19 protein-coding genes are annotated in these 15,503 nt (G+C 51.2%); 1 reads left to right on the top strand and 18 read right to left on the bottom strand.

The window, feature by feature from the left end; all coding sequences use genetic code 11:
- Nucleotides 1–22: 22 nt before the first annotated feature.
- From EZM41_RS10275 to EZM41_RS10340, 14 genes are all read right to left on the bottom strand, one after another.
- Complete coding sequence (locus tag EZM41_RS10275; RefSeq protein ID WP_232619308.1) at nucleotides 23–439, bottom strand: tripartite tricarboxylate transporter TctB family protein; 417 nt, start codon at nucleotides 437–439, stop codon at nucleotides 23–25.
- 44 nt (nucleotides 440–483) lie between these two features.
- Entirely contained in the window at nucleotides 484–1,233 is a 750-nt protein-coding gene (locus tag EZM41_RS10280) for an N-acyl homoserine lactonase family protein (RefSeq protein ID WP_198470997.1), read from the bottom strand.
- A gap of 365 nt (nucleotides 1,234–1,598) precedes the next feature.
- The gene (gene amrS, locus EZM41_RS10285) at nucleotides 1,599–2,606 is read right to left on the bottom strand and encodes an AmmeMemoRadiSam system radical SAM enzyme (protein ID WP_198470998.1); all 1,008 of its coding nucleotides are present in this window, start codon (nucleotides 2,604–2,606) and stop codon (nucleotides 1,599–1,601) included.
- A gap of 6 nt (nucleotides 2,607–2,612) precedes the next feature.
- A complete protein-coding gene (gene amrA, locus EZM41_RS10290) occupies nucleotides 2,613–3,962 on the bottom strand; it encodes an AmmeMemoRadiSam system protein A (RefSeq protein WP_198470999.1) in 1,350 nt (449 codons plus the stop codon).
- 27 nt (nucleotides 3,963–3,989) lie between these two features.
- Entirely contained in the window at nucleotides 3,990–4,436 is a 447-nt protein-coding gene (locus EZM41_RS10295) for a QueT transporter family protein (RefSeq protein WP_198471000.1), read from the bottom strand.
- A 10-nt stretch (nucleotides 4,437–4,446) separates the two neighbouring features.
- A complete protein-coding gene (gene queA, locus EZM41_RS10300) occupies nucleotides 4,447–5,490 on the bottom strand; it encodes a tRNA preQ1(34) S-adenosylmethionine ribosyltransferase-isomerase QueA (RefSeq protein WP_198471001.1) in 1,044 nt (347 codons plus the stop codon).
- A 14-nt stretch (nucleotides 5,491–5,504) separates the two neighbouring features.
- Nucleotides 5,505–6,902: a SpoIID/LytB domain-containing protein gene (locus EZM41_RS10305; RefSeq protein ID WP_198471002.1), complete on the bottom strand. Its 1,398-nt coding sequence runs from the start codon at nucleotides 6,900–6,902 to the stop codon at nucleotides 5,505–5,507.
- On the bottom strand, nucleotides 6,899–7,123 hold the full coding sequence (locus EZM41_RS10310; protein ID WP_198471003.1) for a DUF2905 family protein: 225 nt from the start codon (nucleotides 7,121–7,123) through the stop codon (nucleotides 6,899–6,901). The genes EZM41_RS10305 and EZM41_RS10310 overlap by 4 nt, the downstream gene beginning before the upstream one ends.
- Nucleotides 7,124–7,128: 5 nt before the next feature.
- Nucleotides 7,129–8,169 carry a Holliday junction branch migration DNA helicase RuvB gene (gene ruvB, locus EZM41_RS10315; protein ID WP_198471004.1) on the bottom strand — a complete coding sequence of 347 codons (1,041 nt, stop codon included), beginning with the start codon at nucleotides 8,167–8,169 and terminating at the stop codon, nucleotides 7,129–7,131.
- Nucleotides 8,141–8,776, bottom strand: coding sequence for a Holliday junction branch migration protein RuvA (gene ruvA, locus EZM41_RS10320; protein WP_198471005.1), 636 nt, complete (start codon nucleotides 8,774–8,776; stop codon nucleotides 8,141–8,143). Before ruvA ends, ruvB begins: the two co-directional genes overlap by 29 nt.
- A gap of 17 nt (nucleotides 8,777–8,793) precedes the next feature.
- Nucleotides 8,794–9,354, bottom strand: coding sequence for a crossover junction endodeoxyribonuclease RuvC (gene ruvC, locus EZM41_RS10325; RefSeq protein ID WP_232619290.1), 561 nt, complete (start codon nucleotides 9,352–9,354; stop codon nucleotides 8,794–8,796).
- The gene (locus EZM41_RS10330) at nucleotides 9,281–10,036 is read right to left on the bottom strand and encodes a YebC/PmpR family DNA-binding transcriptional regulator (protein WP_198471006.1); all 756 of its coding nucleotides are present in this window, start codon (nucleotides 10,034–10,036) and stop codon (nucleotides 9,281–9,283) included. The genes ruvC and EZM41_RS10330 overlap by 74 nt, the downstream gene beginning before the upstream one ends.
- A gap of 22 nt (nucleotides 10,037–10,058) precedes the next feature.
- The gene (gene nadE, locus EZM41_RS10335) at nucleotides 10,059–10,787 is read right to left on the bottom strand and encodes an NAD(+) synthase (protein ID WP_198471007.1); all 729 of its coding nucleotides are present in this window, start codon (nucleotides 10,785–10,787) and stop codon (nucleotides 10,059–10,061) included.
- Between the two features lie 69 nt (nucleotides 10,788–10,856).
- A complete protein-coding gene (locus tag EZM41_RS10340; protein ID WP_198471008.1) occupies nucleotides 10,857–11,507 on the bottom strand; it encodes a nitrilase-related carbon-nitrogen hydrolase in 651 nt (216 codons plus the stop codon).
- A gap of 67 nt (nucleotides 11,508–11,574) precedes the next feature.
- Here EZM41_RS10340 and nikR point away from each other — a divergent pair, with 67 nt between their 5' ends.
- The gene (gene nikR, locus EZM41_RS10345) at nucleotides 11,575–11,982 is read left to right on the top strand and encodes a nickel-responsive transcriptional regulator NikR (RefSeq protein WP_198471009.1); all 408 of its coding nucleotides are present in this window, start codon (nucleotides 11,575–11,577) and stop codon (nucleotides 11,980–11,982) included.
- Nucleotides 11,983–12,192: 210 nt separating this feature from the next.
- On the opposite strand, the gene argF is transcribed toward nikR, so the two are convergent.
- From argF to EZM41_RS10365, 4 genes are read right to left on the bottom strand one after another with little or no spacing between them, the layout of a single operon-like run.
- On the bottom strand, nucleotides 12,193–13,140 hold the full coding sequence (gene argF, locus EZM41_RS10350; protein WP_198471010.1) for an ornithine carbamoyltransferase: 948 nt from the start codon (nucleotides 13,138–13,140) through the stop codon (nucleotides 12,193–12,195).
- Nucleotides 13,141–13,173: 33 nt separating this feature from the next.
- Complete coding sequence (gene speB, locus EZM41_RS10355; RefSeq protein ID WP_198471011.1) at nucleotides 13,174–14,013, bottom strand: agmatinase; 840 nt, start codon at nucleotides 14,011–14,013, stop codon at nucleotides 13,174–13,176.
- Nucleotides 13,998–14,888 carry a polyamine aminopropyltransferase gene (gene speE, locus EZM41_RS10360; RefSeq protein ID WP_198471012.1) on the bottom strand — a complete coding sequence of 297 codons (891 nt, stop codon included), beginning with the start codon at nucleotides 14,886–14,888 and terminating at the stop codon, nucleotides 13,998–14,000. The genes speB and speE overlap by 16 nt, the downstream gene beginning before the upstream one ends.
- 4 nt (nucleotides 14,889–14,892) lie before the next feature.
- A complete protein-coding gene (locus EZM41_RS10365) occupies nucleotides 14,893–15,369 on the bottom strand; it encodes a pyruvoyl-dependent arginine decarboxylase (RefSeq protein ID WP_198471013.1) in 477 nt (158 codons plus the stop codon).
- Between the last annotated feature and the right edge of the window lie 134 nt (nucleotides 15,370–15,503).

Consider the following 15,503-nt stretch of genomic DNA (forward strand, 5'->3'; position numbering starts at 1 on the left):
CAGTTGATCCCCTTTCTATTTATTAAAACAACGTAAGGCGAGGAAGAGGAACCCTAAGAAAGAGCCCGAATACACAATATAGCACCACCACAAAACCTACTGGAACAGTCGCAAGGACTATAAGATTCCTCTCTTTCAAGAAATACATAGACACGAACACATATAGCAGGGTTGCAAAATAATATCCGATAACCTTGATGAGCATATAATAAGCAATGGTGAAAATGATCATCCCATAGAGCTGCCGATAGACAATATTTTCTGACTTTGTCTTAACCCTAGGCTTAGTGATTAAAAGGACTACACTAAGGACTATAGTCGTTAAAAGTATTGTTAAAGGATAAGTAGCTGCCTCTGCCGGATAACTCTTTGCTTCCACAAGACCAAAGACAGAAAGCATAATTACAACGATAGCGGTAATGCGATTTTTCTTTGCCATGTCCACAGTCGATCACTCCTTCTGTCTGTTTCCTGCATTTTATTTTAATAGTGATCCTGTTGACCTATTGCTATAGGTTCTTCAACAGTCAGATTAAAATACCTGTTCGCACCTCCCTTCATGCCCTCCGGTAACATGACGGTGATAGATGGACTCTCTTCTACTGTTACCCTACCTCCATCTACCCTGAGCCATCCGTCGTGGCCAGGCAGCACACGATGAGCCAATTTCCTTATTTTAGCTATACTATGCTCGCTCGCTGCTGGGTCGAGCGTCATGTCCACGTGCCCTGTTGCGAGTTCAATCCTATTTTTAACTACATCGCCGGCGAGAACCCATTTCCCCCCTTCGATCTCTAAAACAAGAGAAATACCTCCTGGTGTATGACCCGGGGTGGAAATCACTTTTAAGCCCTGAGCAATATCTGTCCCGTCTTTCACGAGGCATAAATTACGTCCCTTTAAAAAATCAACTATGCCATGGGGAATCAGAAGGTCGTCTCCCTTTATTGCATAATCCCATTCGTCCTCACTGACGAAAAAGGCGGCGTTGGGAAAGAGATATGCGTTCTCACAATGATCGTAGTGCAGATGGCTGAGGACGACTTTGTTGACATCGCAAGGCCTCACGGAGCACTTCTCCAAGGCATCTAATAGGTTCAATCGAACGCCCATGGCACCTGTATCAAAAACTATCCTCTCTCTTTCCGTCGTGATAAGGGCTACGTTACTAAAGCCCAAAAAACCTACATCGGCTTTGCCCGGGAACCCTCTACACAGCACTTCTACCTTCATTGCCCTTGTAAGCACCCCTTTCACAGCTATTTACAATTACCCGCATAGTGTATTCTTTCGTTCATTTTAGGCAAGTATATCATAGGGCGAGAGCTTTCTGAGATTTACAAAATTGCAAGAATTTTATAAAATTTTGTACACATCGTCTAACACACTTTCCGCTGAAGAGCAGTTGATGACCCTTAACCATCTAAGGTTGATAGGCCGCTTTAGTCTACTTTCGGAGCTGATTTTACGCTTCAGCTATGACCGCAAAACGAATCGTCTCTCCTACAATCGGCATAGCCTCTTGTATCAGTTTGCTACACAGCGCTCTTTGATGATCTCGATTGGTTCTTTAAATATGGTGGCAAAAATTCGCCTATTCATTTTAAGACTATGCCGGTTCTATTGCCGCATTTTAGACACGTACCTGATGTATCGAGTGCGGTTTTAACGACCTCATATCCGTGCCGTAAGATCAACTCCTCTCCGCACCCCGGGCAGCGCGTTACGGCCGGCTCGGTTACGTTTCCAAGGTAAACATAGTGAAGTTTTTCTGAGGCTATCGATTGAAATTTACGCAGCAACTCTATAGGAGTAGGCAGCTCATGCCAACGATATTGAGGGAAGTAGCGAGATATATGAAGCGGTATATCCGGCGAAAGCAACGCGATCCAATCCACCAGCTCGCCAAAATGTTCCTCGCAGTCATTGAAACCCGTTACGACCAAATGCGTAATCTCAACGTGCACGCCGCCTTCAAAGAGTGCCACGATGGTCCCCTTTACACACTCGAGGTCGCCGCCCAACTTCCTGTAGCCTTCCTTTGTAAAGGTCTTGAGATCCACGTTGGCAGCATCCACGTAAGGCAGAAGTGCATTCAGCGGTTCTGGAAGGACCAGCCCGTTCGTCACCAGGACAACGGCTATCTTTTCTTGCTTCAGCAATTTGCTACTGGCGATGACAAATTCATACCACACAAACGGCTCGTTATAAGTGAATGCGACGGCATTACTCTTGTATTTTTTCGCCAGACCGGCCAATTCTTCAGGCGTTATAGAAATAAGTCCTAAGCTTTCGTCCCCTCGGGAGAGATGCCAATTCTGACAGAAAGGACAGGTCATATTGCACCCTACCGTGCCCAAGGAGAGAATCTGCGTGCCTGGGCGCCAGTGGTAAAGGGGTTTCTTTTCCACAGGATCGAGGGCGGGGGCGGTAGCAAGTCCCCAGTTTAGCGTCGCCATCTCACCGGAAGACACATGTTTCCTGACGCCGCACACCCCACGTGCGCCTCGTGGCAGTAAACAGCGGTGGGGACATAGATCGCAGCGAACGGCCTCGCCTTCTCTGTGCCAGTATAGAGCTGGGTGATCGGCTTCGCCGCATGTCATCTTTTGTCAGGCCTCCTCATACCGTTCCACGGTGAACCGATATACTGTGGCCCCTTCTAATGAACGGATGCCGGCTTTTTGAGCAGCGATGGAAAGCTGTTCTTGGGGTGTGTCCACTCCCTCTAAATCTGGAAGCAGTACCCCTCTCGCATGCCCCTTGGCGACTATCACGCCGTAGCGCTTAGGGTCCAATTCCTCAATAGAAGAAATCGTCTCGGGCTCAGAGAGGACGTCCACAGATATTACTAGCCCTTCCAGCTCCTCTTGTCTTACCGGAGGAAATCGCGGGTCTTCGGTGGCAGCCGCAACGGCATTGTGCATGATCTCTCGAAGCAAATTTTCGTAGGCTGGAACTATTGTCCCTATACATCCCCTCAGGTTTTTATCGCGCGTTTTTAAGCTGACGAAGGCTGCTCGCCCTTGACTCTCCAACTGGCGCGTCGCGCTTTCGCCTAAGGTTTTGGATACCTCTTCTCTTGAAGGCAATCGCCCTTGCGATAGATACCGCTCGAGCGTAAGTCGCGCCAGCCTCACGTGCGGTGACAAATCATCCCTTGTCTTTTTTTCTGCTGTCGCTGGTTGCCAAAGGGCCACGCCGTAACCCACGCCGAAGGGGCCTTCATAGGAGATGACATCGATAGGTTCGCCTCGTGCGGCTCCGAGGAGGATCAGGGCGGACCGCAGACCGCACTCGCCCGCCTCCTCTATTTCAAGAGGGGATAACTTCCATATGGGCTCGGGAGAGGATCTTTGCAACGACTCGATAACGGTCCGATCGAAAATGGCAGCCCTCGGGTTGTAACCAGCCGGAGCCCCCGGTATGAGCCTGTGGGAGAGGTCGCCGCTGCACAATAATCCCCAGTTTGCTCCATCATCAAAGTCACGCAGTAGTTCCCCCAAGCGGTAGGATTCTTTGTAAGTCAATCCTATCGGATTTGCCAAAATGGCGAACGGAACTTTACCCCAAGACTTAGCCAAGAAATAGAGCGGGACGACAGTTGCATGATCCAATATAAGGCGGTCTCCGTCATGGAGGTGCACCGGCACTTTATGCGAACGCAAATATGACTCGAGAGCTTGAGCCGTCGCTCTGTCTCCTTCCGTTTGAATGCGCACCTGTGGCGCCCCGAATTGAGATAGATCTCCTACGAGACGGTCCGCAGTCAACATTAATAAACCTTCCCTGTAAATCTGGTGAGGAGTAAAAATGAGCAGTCGTTCAGGCCTAAGCCCGCTAAGTTTCTCTGCGAGCTTCAGCATGCCGTCAACGGTCGATTGAGCCTCCCTCTCATTTCCGCGCCCTACCTCGGGCACTATGATGGGAGGATGAGGCGTAAAAGCACCCCACAGCCACATAGGGATCACCTCCGATTAAATTATATTTCAAAGGCGCGATTTGCGCAGAGCAAGGGCGAGAGGTATCCCCAAGCCGAAGCATGTGATCGCCTCCCCTGTTGAAACGTACAGCACAGTCGGAATGAAGGGCAAAGACAACAAGTAAGATAGATACCCTCCTACAACTAAGCCATTGATAATAACGGGAGGCAACGCCGCAAGTGCCAAGCTGGGCATTCTCCTCGTGAGGAGCGCAGAGAGGAGTGTAGCACCGCTGCCGAAAACGACATCGATGATTCCGAAGCCGCCAAAGAAGTTGGATATCGCGCACCCTACGAAGAGGCCAGGGATTGCTTCTGCCCACAAAACTGGCAGCAATGTGAGCGCTTCTGCTACTCTTACCTGCACTGGCCCAAACGAAATGGGAGAGAAAGCGAGCACCAGCGCCACATATAATCCGGCGATTGACGCTGAAAGGGCGATCTTCTTAGACATTTCATCTACCTCACAGAATTAGCATCGCGTCGCCAAACGAGAAGAAGCGGTATTGCTCCTTAATTGCAATTTGATATGCTTTTATTATATTCTCATAGCCTGCAAAAGCTGCCACGAGCATCAGAAGGGTGCTCTTCGGCAGGTGAAAGTTTGTTATGAGTGCATCGACGACACGAAATTGAAATCCAGGATATATGAAAAGGCTTGCGATGCCCGGACCGTACTTCACAGAACCGTTTTCGAGGGCTGCAGACTCGAGACATCGCACCACTGTCGTGCCTACGGCAACCACTCGCCTGCCTTTGCTTTTGGTTTTGGCGATCTGCTCGGCCACTTGGGAAGGAACCACGTAACGTTCAGAGTGCATCGTATGTTCTTTGATGTCGGTCACATTTACCGGACGAAATGTGCCAAGTCCAACGTGCAGCGTTATCCACGCCAAAATGACCCCTTTTTGGCTTAGCGACGCCATTAGGGCCTCCGTAAAGTGGAGGCCAGCCGTCGGGGCTGCTACCGAACCGTCGTTTTTGGCGAACACTGTCTGGTAACGCTCAAATGGCAGGTCTTTTTTGCGGATATAAGGTGGGAGCGGAACCTCTCCGAATTCTTCAAGAAGGGCCCTTACGTCGATTTCGTCCGGAAAAGAAACGACTCTTATGCCCTCTGGCAGATCTGATTCTACAACTACACGAATACCACAGTCCAGAAAAATCAGCTGACCCGCCCTTAACCTTCGCCCGGGCCTCACGAGGGCTTTCCATTTTTTAGATTCCTCGTCGAGCGGAGCGAGCAAAAAAATCTCTACTTCTCCCCCTGATCCCTTCTTTCCGCGAAGGCGGGCTGGAATGACGCGCGTATCGTTCGCTACTAAAAGATCTCCAGGGCTCAAATATTCCACAATGTCTCGGAAGCGGCGATGTTCAATTGTGCCCTCATCGCGATGCAATACCATGAGGCGTGAGGCATCCCTAGGCTCTATAGGAGATTGGGCTATGAGCTCCTCAGGGAGGAAGTAATCGTACGATTCCGTTTTATACAGATCGAGAATTGCCATTCCTTCGTGCCGCTTCAATAGAGCTTCGAAATCTCGGTATTAGGGTAATAATGGTTTAAAATCTGCCTCGCGCTCCACCCTTGCTCTGCCATCGCCTTTGCTCCCCACTGAGACATGCCTACGCCATGCCCCCATCCCCTGCCGTAAAAGCGCACAATTCCCTCAGCAGTGCGCATTGGCGCAGGAGCAACCGTAGGGGCAGGAATGGAGGGAAGAATGGGGCTTTTTCTCTTGGAGAGCGCCTTTTGCACATAATGTTGGCGCTTCTCCGGGTGCATGAGCATATCAATAAGCTCATCGGGGGTGAAGCATCCCTGTTTGGTCAGAGCGATTAGCGTGTTCTCGCCCACATTTGAGGAGGCGTTCGGTGGAGTCGTGGACGGTGATGTCGGATTTGTGGCCACCGCTTTAGGTTGGATGCCGTCGACGGAGAACGCGGTACTCCTCAACTCATTTGGCCCAATCGCCATGCGAAAGGCATGCCCGCTTACTTTTTGAGTGCCCATAGAACCGTTGAGTATTACGCTGTTCACGCGGCCGCCCGGGCTTGTGTTTTCAAACTGCAGATCCAAAAGCGCCCCCACGTCAAAACCTGCCCTGCGAAGCCTGTTTTCTATCTCTTTCAGGGAAAGCGAAAGGCTCCATTGGCTATAAGGAGATTGGTAAGAGAATGGCTCAGCGATTGGTCTTAGATAGGGATAAGACCCTCCCCATACGTCTTTTACATCGGCAGTATAGCCGCCGCTGTCGGCATGATAAAACACGAGTGCGAGATTACCTTGATATGTGATAACCATACCACTCGTCGCTTTTATGGCTTGATCTAGCTTGGGATCCTCAGCGTTGACCCCTCTATAGACCTGACAGTGAGGCAAAGCACACAGATCAAAACCTTCGCTTTTATGGCGCCCGCGGTGTTTTATGGCATACGTTCTGGCCACTATAGCTTGGGCCTTCAACGCTTCCATGGGCCAGGCTGGGTTGACTTCCATCTTGAGGACACCCTTAAGGTAATCTTCTACCGGCAAAACGTTGACTACGGCGAGGCCACCTGCACTTGGAACCAACCTTAAAAGGCCTCTGTAGGGCCTGCCTTTCCATGAAAGGTAGCGTGAGCTTGTAAACGTTACCGGTAAATTAGCCTTGGTCTTTCCCATAATCAAAGTGCGAAGGCCGCTTTCTGCGCGAAAGTCAACGCTTTTCCCGAGGTTAACCCTTCTGCCGGAGGCATCAATGGCAGTTATGGCGCCAGACGAGCTTATGGTGCCCGCCGTGATGCCTGATTCTAAGCCTATAGATATGTCTACCTGCGCCCCTTGGGCCGTAACGGTGCAGGTCGACAAAATAAAGACCATCAAAGCCGTGCATGCTAACTCTTTAGCGATAAATAAATTTAGCTTTCTGGATGTCACTTAAACCACCTCGCAAAAAGATTGAGTAGCACGGTTAAGATCAAACTCACCACTATCATCGTAGTGATAGGGGCAAATATGACGACGTTTTTCTTATGGATTGTGATATCTCCGGGAAGCTTACCGAAAGGCAACGGCACCTTTCCTAAGACGAGCAATATAACCCCTATTGCCGCAATGCTGCACCCTAAGAATATAAGGAATTTGGCAAAATCGCCCACGCAGATCACTCCTCAGGTATTAACTTTACCTGCCGATAGTTGGTCCAGGGACAAGGTCGTCCCAAGTATGCAAAAGCCTTTTGGGTTGCCCTTCTCCCTCTCGGTGTGCGTTCGATATATCCTTTTTGTATAAGGTATGGCTCATAGATGTCTTCAATTGTCTGCGCTTCCTCGTTTAGGGCAGCTGCGAGTGTGGAAAGTCCAGCAGGGCCGCCGTCGAAGAGCTCCACTAAGGCGCGCAAAAAGCGCCTGTCTCTTTCGTCTAACCCCTCTTCGTCCACGCCCATCATGCTCAGCGCCAATCTGGCCAATTCCTCGTCTATATAATCATGTCCTCGCACTTGAGCGATATCGCGCACTCTCTTCAAAAGCCTCAAGGCTACCCTTGGCGTGCCGCGAGCGCGCCGTCCTACTTCATAAGCACCCCCCTCTTCAATCTTCACCCCTAAGATAACTGCACCACGCCGGACGATCGAGGCCAATTCCTCCGGCGCGTAAAAAGAAAGCTGCTCCACGATGCCGAAACGCCCTCTCAGAGGAGATGTAAGAAGGCCCAATCGTGTAGTTGCCCCCACGAGGGTAAAAGGGGGGAGCTTGAGCCGCAGGTTGCGAGCCATCGTACCCTTGCCTACTACGATATTTATAGAAAAGTCTTCCATGGCTGGATAGAGTATCTCTTCGACCTGCGGGGGGAGGCGGTGAATCTCATCTATGAAAAGGACGTCATGGGGCCTGAGATTCGAGAGGATTGCAGCCAAGTCCCCGGCTCTCTCTAAGGCCGGGCCGGATGTCATCCTAAGCTCTCCTTTCATTTCCCTGGCGATTATACTGGCTAAAGTGGTCTTCCCAAGGCCAGGTGGACCATATAGGAGGACATGATCAAGGGGCTCGTCGCGCTCAACTGCAGCGCGGACGTATATGCAAAGTTTCTTCACTATCTCTGTTTGCCCCACGAATTCCTCCAGAGAGCGAGGGCGAAGGGATGGTATTTCTTCGTCCTCTTCAATTGGAGAAAGGCTAATCAGGCGTTTCTTGTCCGGTTCCATTCGACACCACCAGTTGACTGTCTTGCAATTCTCTTAAAGCAGCCTGTAAAAGCCGAGCTTCGTCAGATATTGCCTCTTTGCCCTTGGTGCGCTCAAGCGCAAAAAAGACCTCCCTGTCGCTGAATCCCAAGACCTTGAGTGCCTCGATAACGCTCTTTTCGATCGCGTTTTCGCCTTCCGTAAGCGGCTCGGAAAGAGCAGAAGAAAACCCCCCTAATCCCCCTTTTAACTCGAAACATATGCGCTCCGCCATGCGTTTGCCTACACCAGGCGCTGCGATGAGTTCGTCGGTCGCGCCCGAGGATATCGCTCGGATCAGCCTCTGAGGGGGAAGGGAACACAACATCGAGAGCGCTAATCTATTGCCGACGCCTTTAACCCGCCTCAAAGCGAAGAAGAGATCCCTTTCTAATTCATCGCAAAAGCCATAGAGGGATAAACCTCCATCGCTCACGTGCAAAAACACGGGGATTTTAATGAGATCTCCCACTTTGTGCCCCTTTAAGGCCGACCTGGTACAGGTTATCTCAAATCCCATGCCGCTCACATCGAGCGTCAAGCAATCCGAACCAATCGATGCTATCTCTCCACGAAGAAACCTCAACATGTCTTTTCAACCTCGCCTTATGACATAGCCCCGACCATGACCAAAGCTGTAACAGCACAGGCCAAGGCATCGGCAACATCATCAGGGGTAGGGACTGTATCAAGCCCCAACATGGCGGCGACCATCCTTTGGACCTGGTCTTTTGGCGCCCTCCCATAGCCGCATATGGCATTTTTGACCTCCGCAGGCTTCGGCTCGACTAGCGGAAGGTTCTCTTGAGCCGCCAACAATAAGACCACCCCTCTCGCTTGCCATACGAGCTCGGCCGTGGTCGTATTTCTGCCGAAAAAGAGCCTTTCTACGGCGACCAATTGTGGCGAGAAACTCTCTACCTGTTCCTTCAGTTCTTCATATATTTGTTGAAGCCTATGAGCGGTTGATGAAGACGAATCCGTTTCTATGCAACCACTCGTCATCAATCCACAACGCGAGCCGTCACATTCTATCACGCCGAATCCCAGGCGACCTATGCCCGGATCGATCCCCATGCAGCGACACGGGTTCTCAAACGCCGGAGACTTCTTCCAGGATCTCATCTGGGATATCGAAATTGGCATAGACATTTTGCACGTCGTCATGATCCTCCAAAAGGTTTAAAAGCCTCACGACTTTATGTGCGTCGTCTTTGTCTGAGATGGAGACCGTGGATTTGGGCACCATTCCAACCTCGGCCCCACTTACGGCAAACCCATGCCCCTCAAGGGCACCTTTAACTTTGCTGAATACGGCGGGGTCGCAATATACGACGAACTCCCCGTCTTCATTCTTCACGTCATCTGCTCCTGCCTCGAGCGCTGCAGACAAAAGCTCGTCTTCGTCGAGCCCTTCGCCGGTTATACGGATCATCCCACGGCGTTCGAATATCCAGGACACACACCCTGCCTCGCCAAGGGAGCCCCCGTTTCTGCTGAAGAGCGTGCGCATTTCAGAGGCGGTCTTGTTGCGATTGTCCGTCAACGCCTCCACTAAAATGGCTACTCCACAAGGGCCGTAACCTTCGTAGAAGACCTCCTCATACTGAACTCCTTCCAACTCGCCGGTGCCGCGCTTGATGGCGCGTTCTATATTATCCATCGGCACGTTAGCCTCTCTCGCCCTTTCAATGGCGGTCTTGAGGCGAATGTTCATAGACGGGTCTCCGCCGCCCTCTCTTGCCGCCACGATTATAGCCCGGACGAGCTTCTGAAAGAGCTTGCCCCTTTTTGCATCTTGAGTTGCTTTGCGATACTTGATATTAGCCCACTTGGAATGACCTGACATCTCTCGTCACCTCTTAATAAGCTTAACCGATCTGACAAATTGGGGGCGGAAGGCGCTTGTGCTCCGTCCTCCTACGAGCTCCCTCGACGAATTTAGCTACCCTTTCATCCCCTTCTCCCAATGCTAGATAGCGATCTAAAGCGTCATAAGTGAAACCCATTTCACCTTCGTCAGTTTGCCCCTCCCACAGCCCTGCCGAGGGGGCTTTGTTCACGATTTCTTCCGGTACTCCCAAAAGCTTGGCGACGTTTCTGACCTCTCCTTTGAGCAGATCTCCCAGAGGAAGCAGATCGACTCCGCCATCGCCATATTTGGTAAAATAACCAACTGTTATCTCGACTTTGTTCCCGGTGCCGCACACCAAGTATCCATGTTGTTGGCCGAGCAGATAAAGGGTCGTCATGCGCAACCTCGGCTTTATGTTGGCCCTCGCCACGGGAATTATATTCATATCGGATGGAAGCGCGGATAGCAGACCTTTAAAGGCAGGCCCTAAATCTACCGTTATGCATGGCAGCTTAAAAGTGCGGGCGAGCAATTCGGCATGTTCCACATCGCTATGCAAGCTTTCGCACGGCATGATCACGGAAAGCATATTACCCCCAAAGACCCGCTTCAATAAAACCGCCACTACTGCGCTGTCCACGCCACCGCTTATACCTACGACGCCGCCTTTAGCCCCGGCAGCGACGATCTGCTCTTTGAGCCAGCTTTCGATTCTCTCGACTATAACCTCGGGGTCACGATACAAAAGATGACGCCTCCTCGTTCGGGCAATGGTTGAGCAACCCAGTTAATTTCAATATTTTAACACAACCGCTCACGAGCGTCCGACGGCATAAGAGGGTTTGTGCATTCGCCTCGCCATAAGATGGTCAAGCTTTGCCAAAGAGATCGTACGGGCATCCGTCTCGCAGATCGCTTCGCCGCCAGGCGAGAAAGCCCAAAAGGAATCTCCATAAGAGGCCAAGAGGAAGGCGGCATTTTCCAAAGCCCTCACTCGCACCAAGGCTTCGAAGGCCTCTGGGCCTATGGAAGGCCTTTTGCCGATGGCGAATAACACTCTTGCGCCGCCGCGAGCTGCAATGCTGACGTTTTCAGGCGAAAGCAACTCCTCGCAAGTAATGCATCCTATGAGGAGTCCCCTATACGAGAAAAAGGAGGCGATCTTGTTTGGCCTTTCGCAAAGTGCCTCTAAGCCTCCGCCGTCGTTTATCACATAGAGATGATTAAACACCTTGGTACCGCTGGCCTTAGCGATGGGACCTAAGATCGCCCACTTCGCCTTATCCTTAGCCCAACGCTTCGACGTTTCTATAAGATCAACATCTTTTGCTTCAAGGGAAACGGCAAAGGGTAATATGACTATGTCGGCGGCAGGAGCCATATCGAGAGACGCTTCGAGGCTTTTCACATTCCAGGGCGCATCTGATCCCGCCAAACTCACCAAAAGCTCTTTTATTCCCCTCATTGTTTCCTCCTTGAGGTAAAATGCCTTTTGAGTTCATAATTTATAGATAGTAGGAGGAGGTCTTATCATGGAAGACTTGGTCCGCTTCAGCGTTTCGGTCCCAGAGCAGCTGCTTGAGGAGTTCGATCGCTGGCTTTCGAGGTTGGGCATGCACAATCGCTCCGAGGCGGTGCGCCAGATCATACGAAGCTATATCGCCCAATCTCAGTGGGAAGAAAGGAGCGGTGAAGTATTCGGCACTGTCACGATAATATACGACCACCACCGTAACGATGCCGTTAGCTCTCTTACCGAACTTCAACACCACTTCAGTCGCGTCATAATCTGCACGACGCATGTGCACATAGACCCCAGGCGTTGCCTCGAGGTGATAGTCCTGCGCGGAGAGGTTGAAGAGATGAGACGGTTCATCACAAGCCTCTCTTCTCTCAAAGGCATAGAAGAGACGCATCCAGTAATAACTTCGCCGCTATAGAAGACGACGAACTGTCGCCGTTCATATGCCTCAGGTCGAACCTGAAGAGAGGCAGCTGCCCCTGCGGAGCGATGAACCCTCAATTAAAGTCAGCACTTTGCCACGGCAGTGGGGACACTTGATCGATTCACCTTCTGTTGCGAACTCCTTCCCACAATTTGCGCAGCGAAAACGTCTGATTTCCCTATCCATTTTACCTATTGCCCCACTTCATACATTGCCGATAGTGGCCACCATCACGGCCTTTATAGTGTGTAGTCGATTCTCTGCCTCATCGAACACTTTGGACTGAGCCGATTCGAAGACCTCCTCGGTCACCTCGTTGCCCTTAACAGCTGGCAGGCAGTGAAGAAAGATCGACTCCCTCAAGCCGGTAGCGGACATGAGTTCCAAGTTTACCTGATATGGGCGCAAGAGGGCTATTCTGTCCTTGAGTTTATCCTCCTCGCCCATGGAAGCCCACACGTCTGTATAGATGGCATGAGCTCCTTTGACTGCTTCTTTAGGATCTTCCATTATTTCAACGGATCCGCCGCTTATTTCTGCATTGGCGCAACACTCAAGGACGAGTTCTTCGGGCGGGAAAAGGGAGCTGGGCGAAGCGATGACGTAGTTTATGCCCACCTTTGATGCCCCTATCATCAGCGATTTAGCTACGTTGTTGCGCCCATCGCCCACATATGTGAGCTTGAGACCGCAGAGGCTGCCGAAGTTTTCCTTGAGCGTCAAGAGATCGGCCAAGGCCTGGGTCGGGTGGTATTCATCGGTGAGGCCGTTCCACACCGGTACTCCAGCATAGGCGGCGAGCTCTTCCAATGTGGCCTGTTTGAATCCTCTGAACTGGATGCCATCGAACATTCTTCCCAATACTCGAGCGGTATCTTTGACGTCTTCTTTATAGCCCAAATGGATGTCATCTTTGCCAAGATATTCAGCATGCCCTCCTTCCTCAAGACAGGCGACAGTAAACGCACACCTCGTCCGCGTAGAAGGCTTTTCAAATATGAGCGCTACGTTCTTTTCGGATAACAAATTACCCCTTACACCGGACCTTCTCTTAGATTTAAGGCTTTCGGATAGGTTGAGAATAAAGTGAATCTCGTCTGAGGAATAATCCCTCAGCGTCAACATATGTCTACCTTTCAGATTTTTTGCCATTTTGCTCCCCTCCATCGCTTTTAGCGCCTCTCATCAACCCCATAGAATGAGCGCTTCCCTGATTACTTTAGCGGCCAGTGCGGCGGTGATGCCGTTTATGTCTTGAGGCGGCGACACCTCCACCAGATCAATTCCTACTACATCTAAACCCTTCATCGCTTCAAGCGCCCTGAGGAGTTCATCCGGAGTTATGCCCCCAGGTTCTGGCGTGCCCGTTCCCGGAGCGGCAGAAGGATCTACCACGTCTATGTCTATGGAAATGTATACTGGAACGCCGCTGAGTTCATCCAAGCAATCTTCAATTTTCGTCAGATTGAAGGGAAAAAGATGGGTGTGATTCATGCCCCAGTCGTATTCTTCGGCTGAGCACGAGCGGATCCCAAACTGATAAAGCCTCTTCGTCCCCTCGAGGCAACCTTCTGCTGCTCGTCTCATCACCGTGGCGTGACTGAAGCGGCTTCCCATCCAACGATCTCTCAAGTCGGCATGGGCATCCAAGTGAACCACTCGTAGGTGAGGCCAGGCGCAAGACGCCGCCTTTATGGCACCGTAAGATACCAGATGATCGCCTCCGAGCAACAGGACCCTCTTTTTTAGCTCGATGAACTTGCGGCTTGTGGTCTCTATAATGCCCATGGCTCGGTCCGCATCTCCTGGCGGTAAAGCAAGATCACCCACGTCGTAGAAAGGGACGTCGGCGACATCTTTGAGATGATAAAGGCTAAACGACTCGAGATGTAGCGACTCCGCCCTTATTGCTCCAGGTCCAAGCCGACTCCCGCCTACGCGCGAAGCCGTGGCATCCATGGGCGCGCCTGCGATAACCCACCGTGCCCGAGATAAGTTGTGGTCGCTTCCTATGTAGCGTGGCATGCCTTTTCCTTTGTCTGCATCTTAGCATCTCTTCCAATTAAATCTTTCAAGAATTTCGGCAGGATAAAAGCAGAGTGGTGCAGATCCTTCGTATAGTAACGCACATCAAGCGGTGCAGAACTCCTTGTCTCTCTGGGATCGTAAAGCTTCGAACCTATGGCATAGGTCCACAGTCCGGTGGGGTACGTAGGGACAGCCCCCCAATACAGAAACGATATAGGGAAGACTTCGCGGAGGGCTAAAAACGTGGAGGAGACGATCTCTGGCTCGGCAAAAGGGGACTCGGTCTGAGCTACTATTATTCCATCGCTTTTGAGTGCGTTGGCGGCAGTGGCAAAAAAAGATTTCTCGTAGAGCCCGGCAGCAAAATCAACGGGATCAGTGCTGTCGACGATGATGACGTTGAACTCATCTACGTGCTCTTTCACATAAACCAGGGCATCCATGGTCGCTATCTCAACCTTGGGATGGTCCAAGGCACAGCTTACCGAAGGGAAATACGCGCGCGACGTCTCTATGACGGCTTCGTCTATATCCACCAACGTTACCCGCTCCACCGAGTCGTGTTTGATGACCTCGCGCACAACGCCGCCATCCCCGCCGCCCACCACTAATACCCGCTTAGGGGTAGGATGAGCGCACATAGCCACATGGGTTATCATCTCATGATAGGTGAACTCGTCCCTCTCTGTGATTTGAATAGCTCCGTCCAGGGCCAAAAGTCTTCCGTATTCCGCCGTTTCTACCACCAGGATATGCTGATACTGGGTTTGCTTGTTGACCAATATCTCCTTTATGCGGAGGCCTAAGCGCATGTCTGGCTTTTGATACTCCGTATACCAAAGATCTGGGCTTCGTCTGTCCATCGGTTGCATGTTATCAACGCTCCCGCTCATAGAATAACGGACATGCCGCTATGACGGCTCCGCATTCGTTCACCACGTGCTCAATGGCCTTAACCTTGACTTCCTTTAAGGGATAACCGCGAAAGGCAAACGCCTCCCTTACCATCTCTTCGACCCTTAAAGAAGCCTCATCGGCTGAAGTGAAAGCGGAGAATTCCATAATCATACCGGACAGCGCCGGGTCTTCTGGGACGCCTACGCCGATAGCCGCTGCGATTCTCTCTCCTGGCACGTCGCTCGTGATGGAGCCGTATGCCACCGGCAAAAGAGAACCGGCGGGTATATCGAGGCGGCTTGCCAATGTGCAGCCAGGTGGCAAGACACTGCTTACTCTAAGCAGGTTCATATTACCTATACCTGCGTCCAGTAGCGCAACGTCGAAAGCGGTAAGCTTCTTTTTGCCTTCACCTTTGCCCACTACGAGCATATACAACGTTGGCAGTGGGAGCATTAAACACAACACCCTCCTCTGATTGCAAATTCAAAGATCGTCGAGCGGGTTCATTATAGCCTCTACAGATGCGCCGTCAATAATCACTCGGCTCTGTTCTTTGTTTTTGCGGGCTTTAATGAGTAATCGATGAG

Source organism: Acetomicrobium sp. S15 = DSM 107314, from assembly GCF_016125955.1.
In the GTDB taxonomy this organism is placed as follows: domain Bacteria; phylum Synergistota; class Synergistia; order Synergistales; family Thermosynergistaceae; genus Thermosynergistes; species Thermosynergistes pyruvativorans.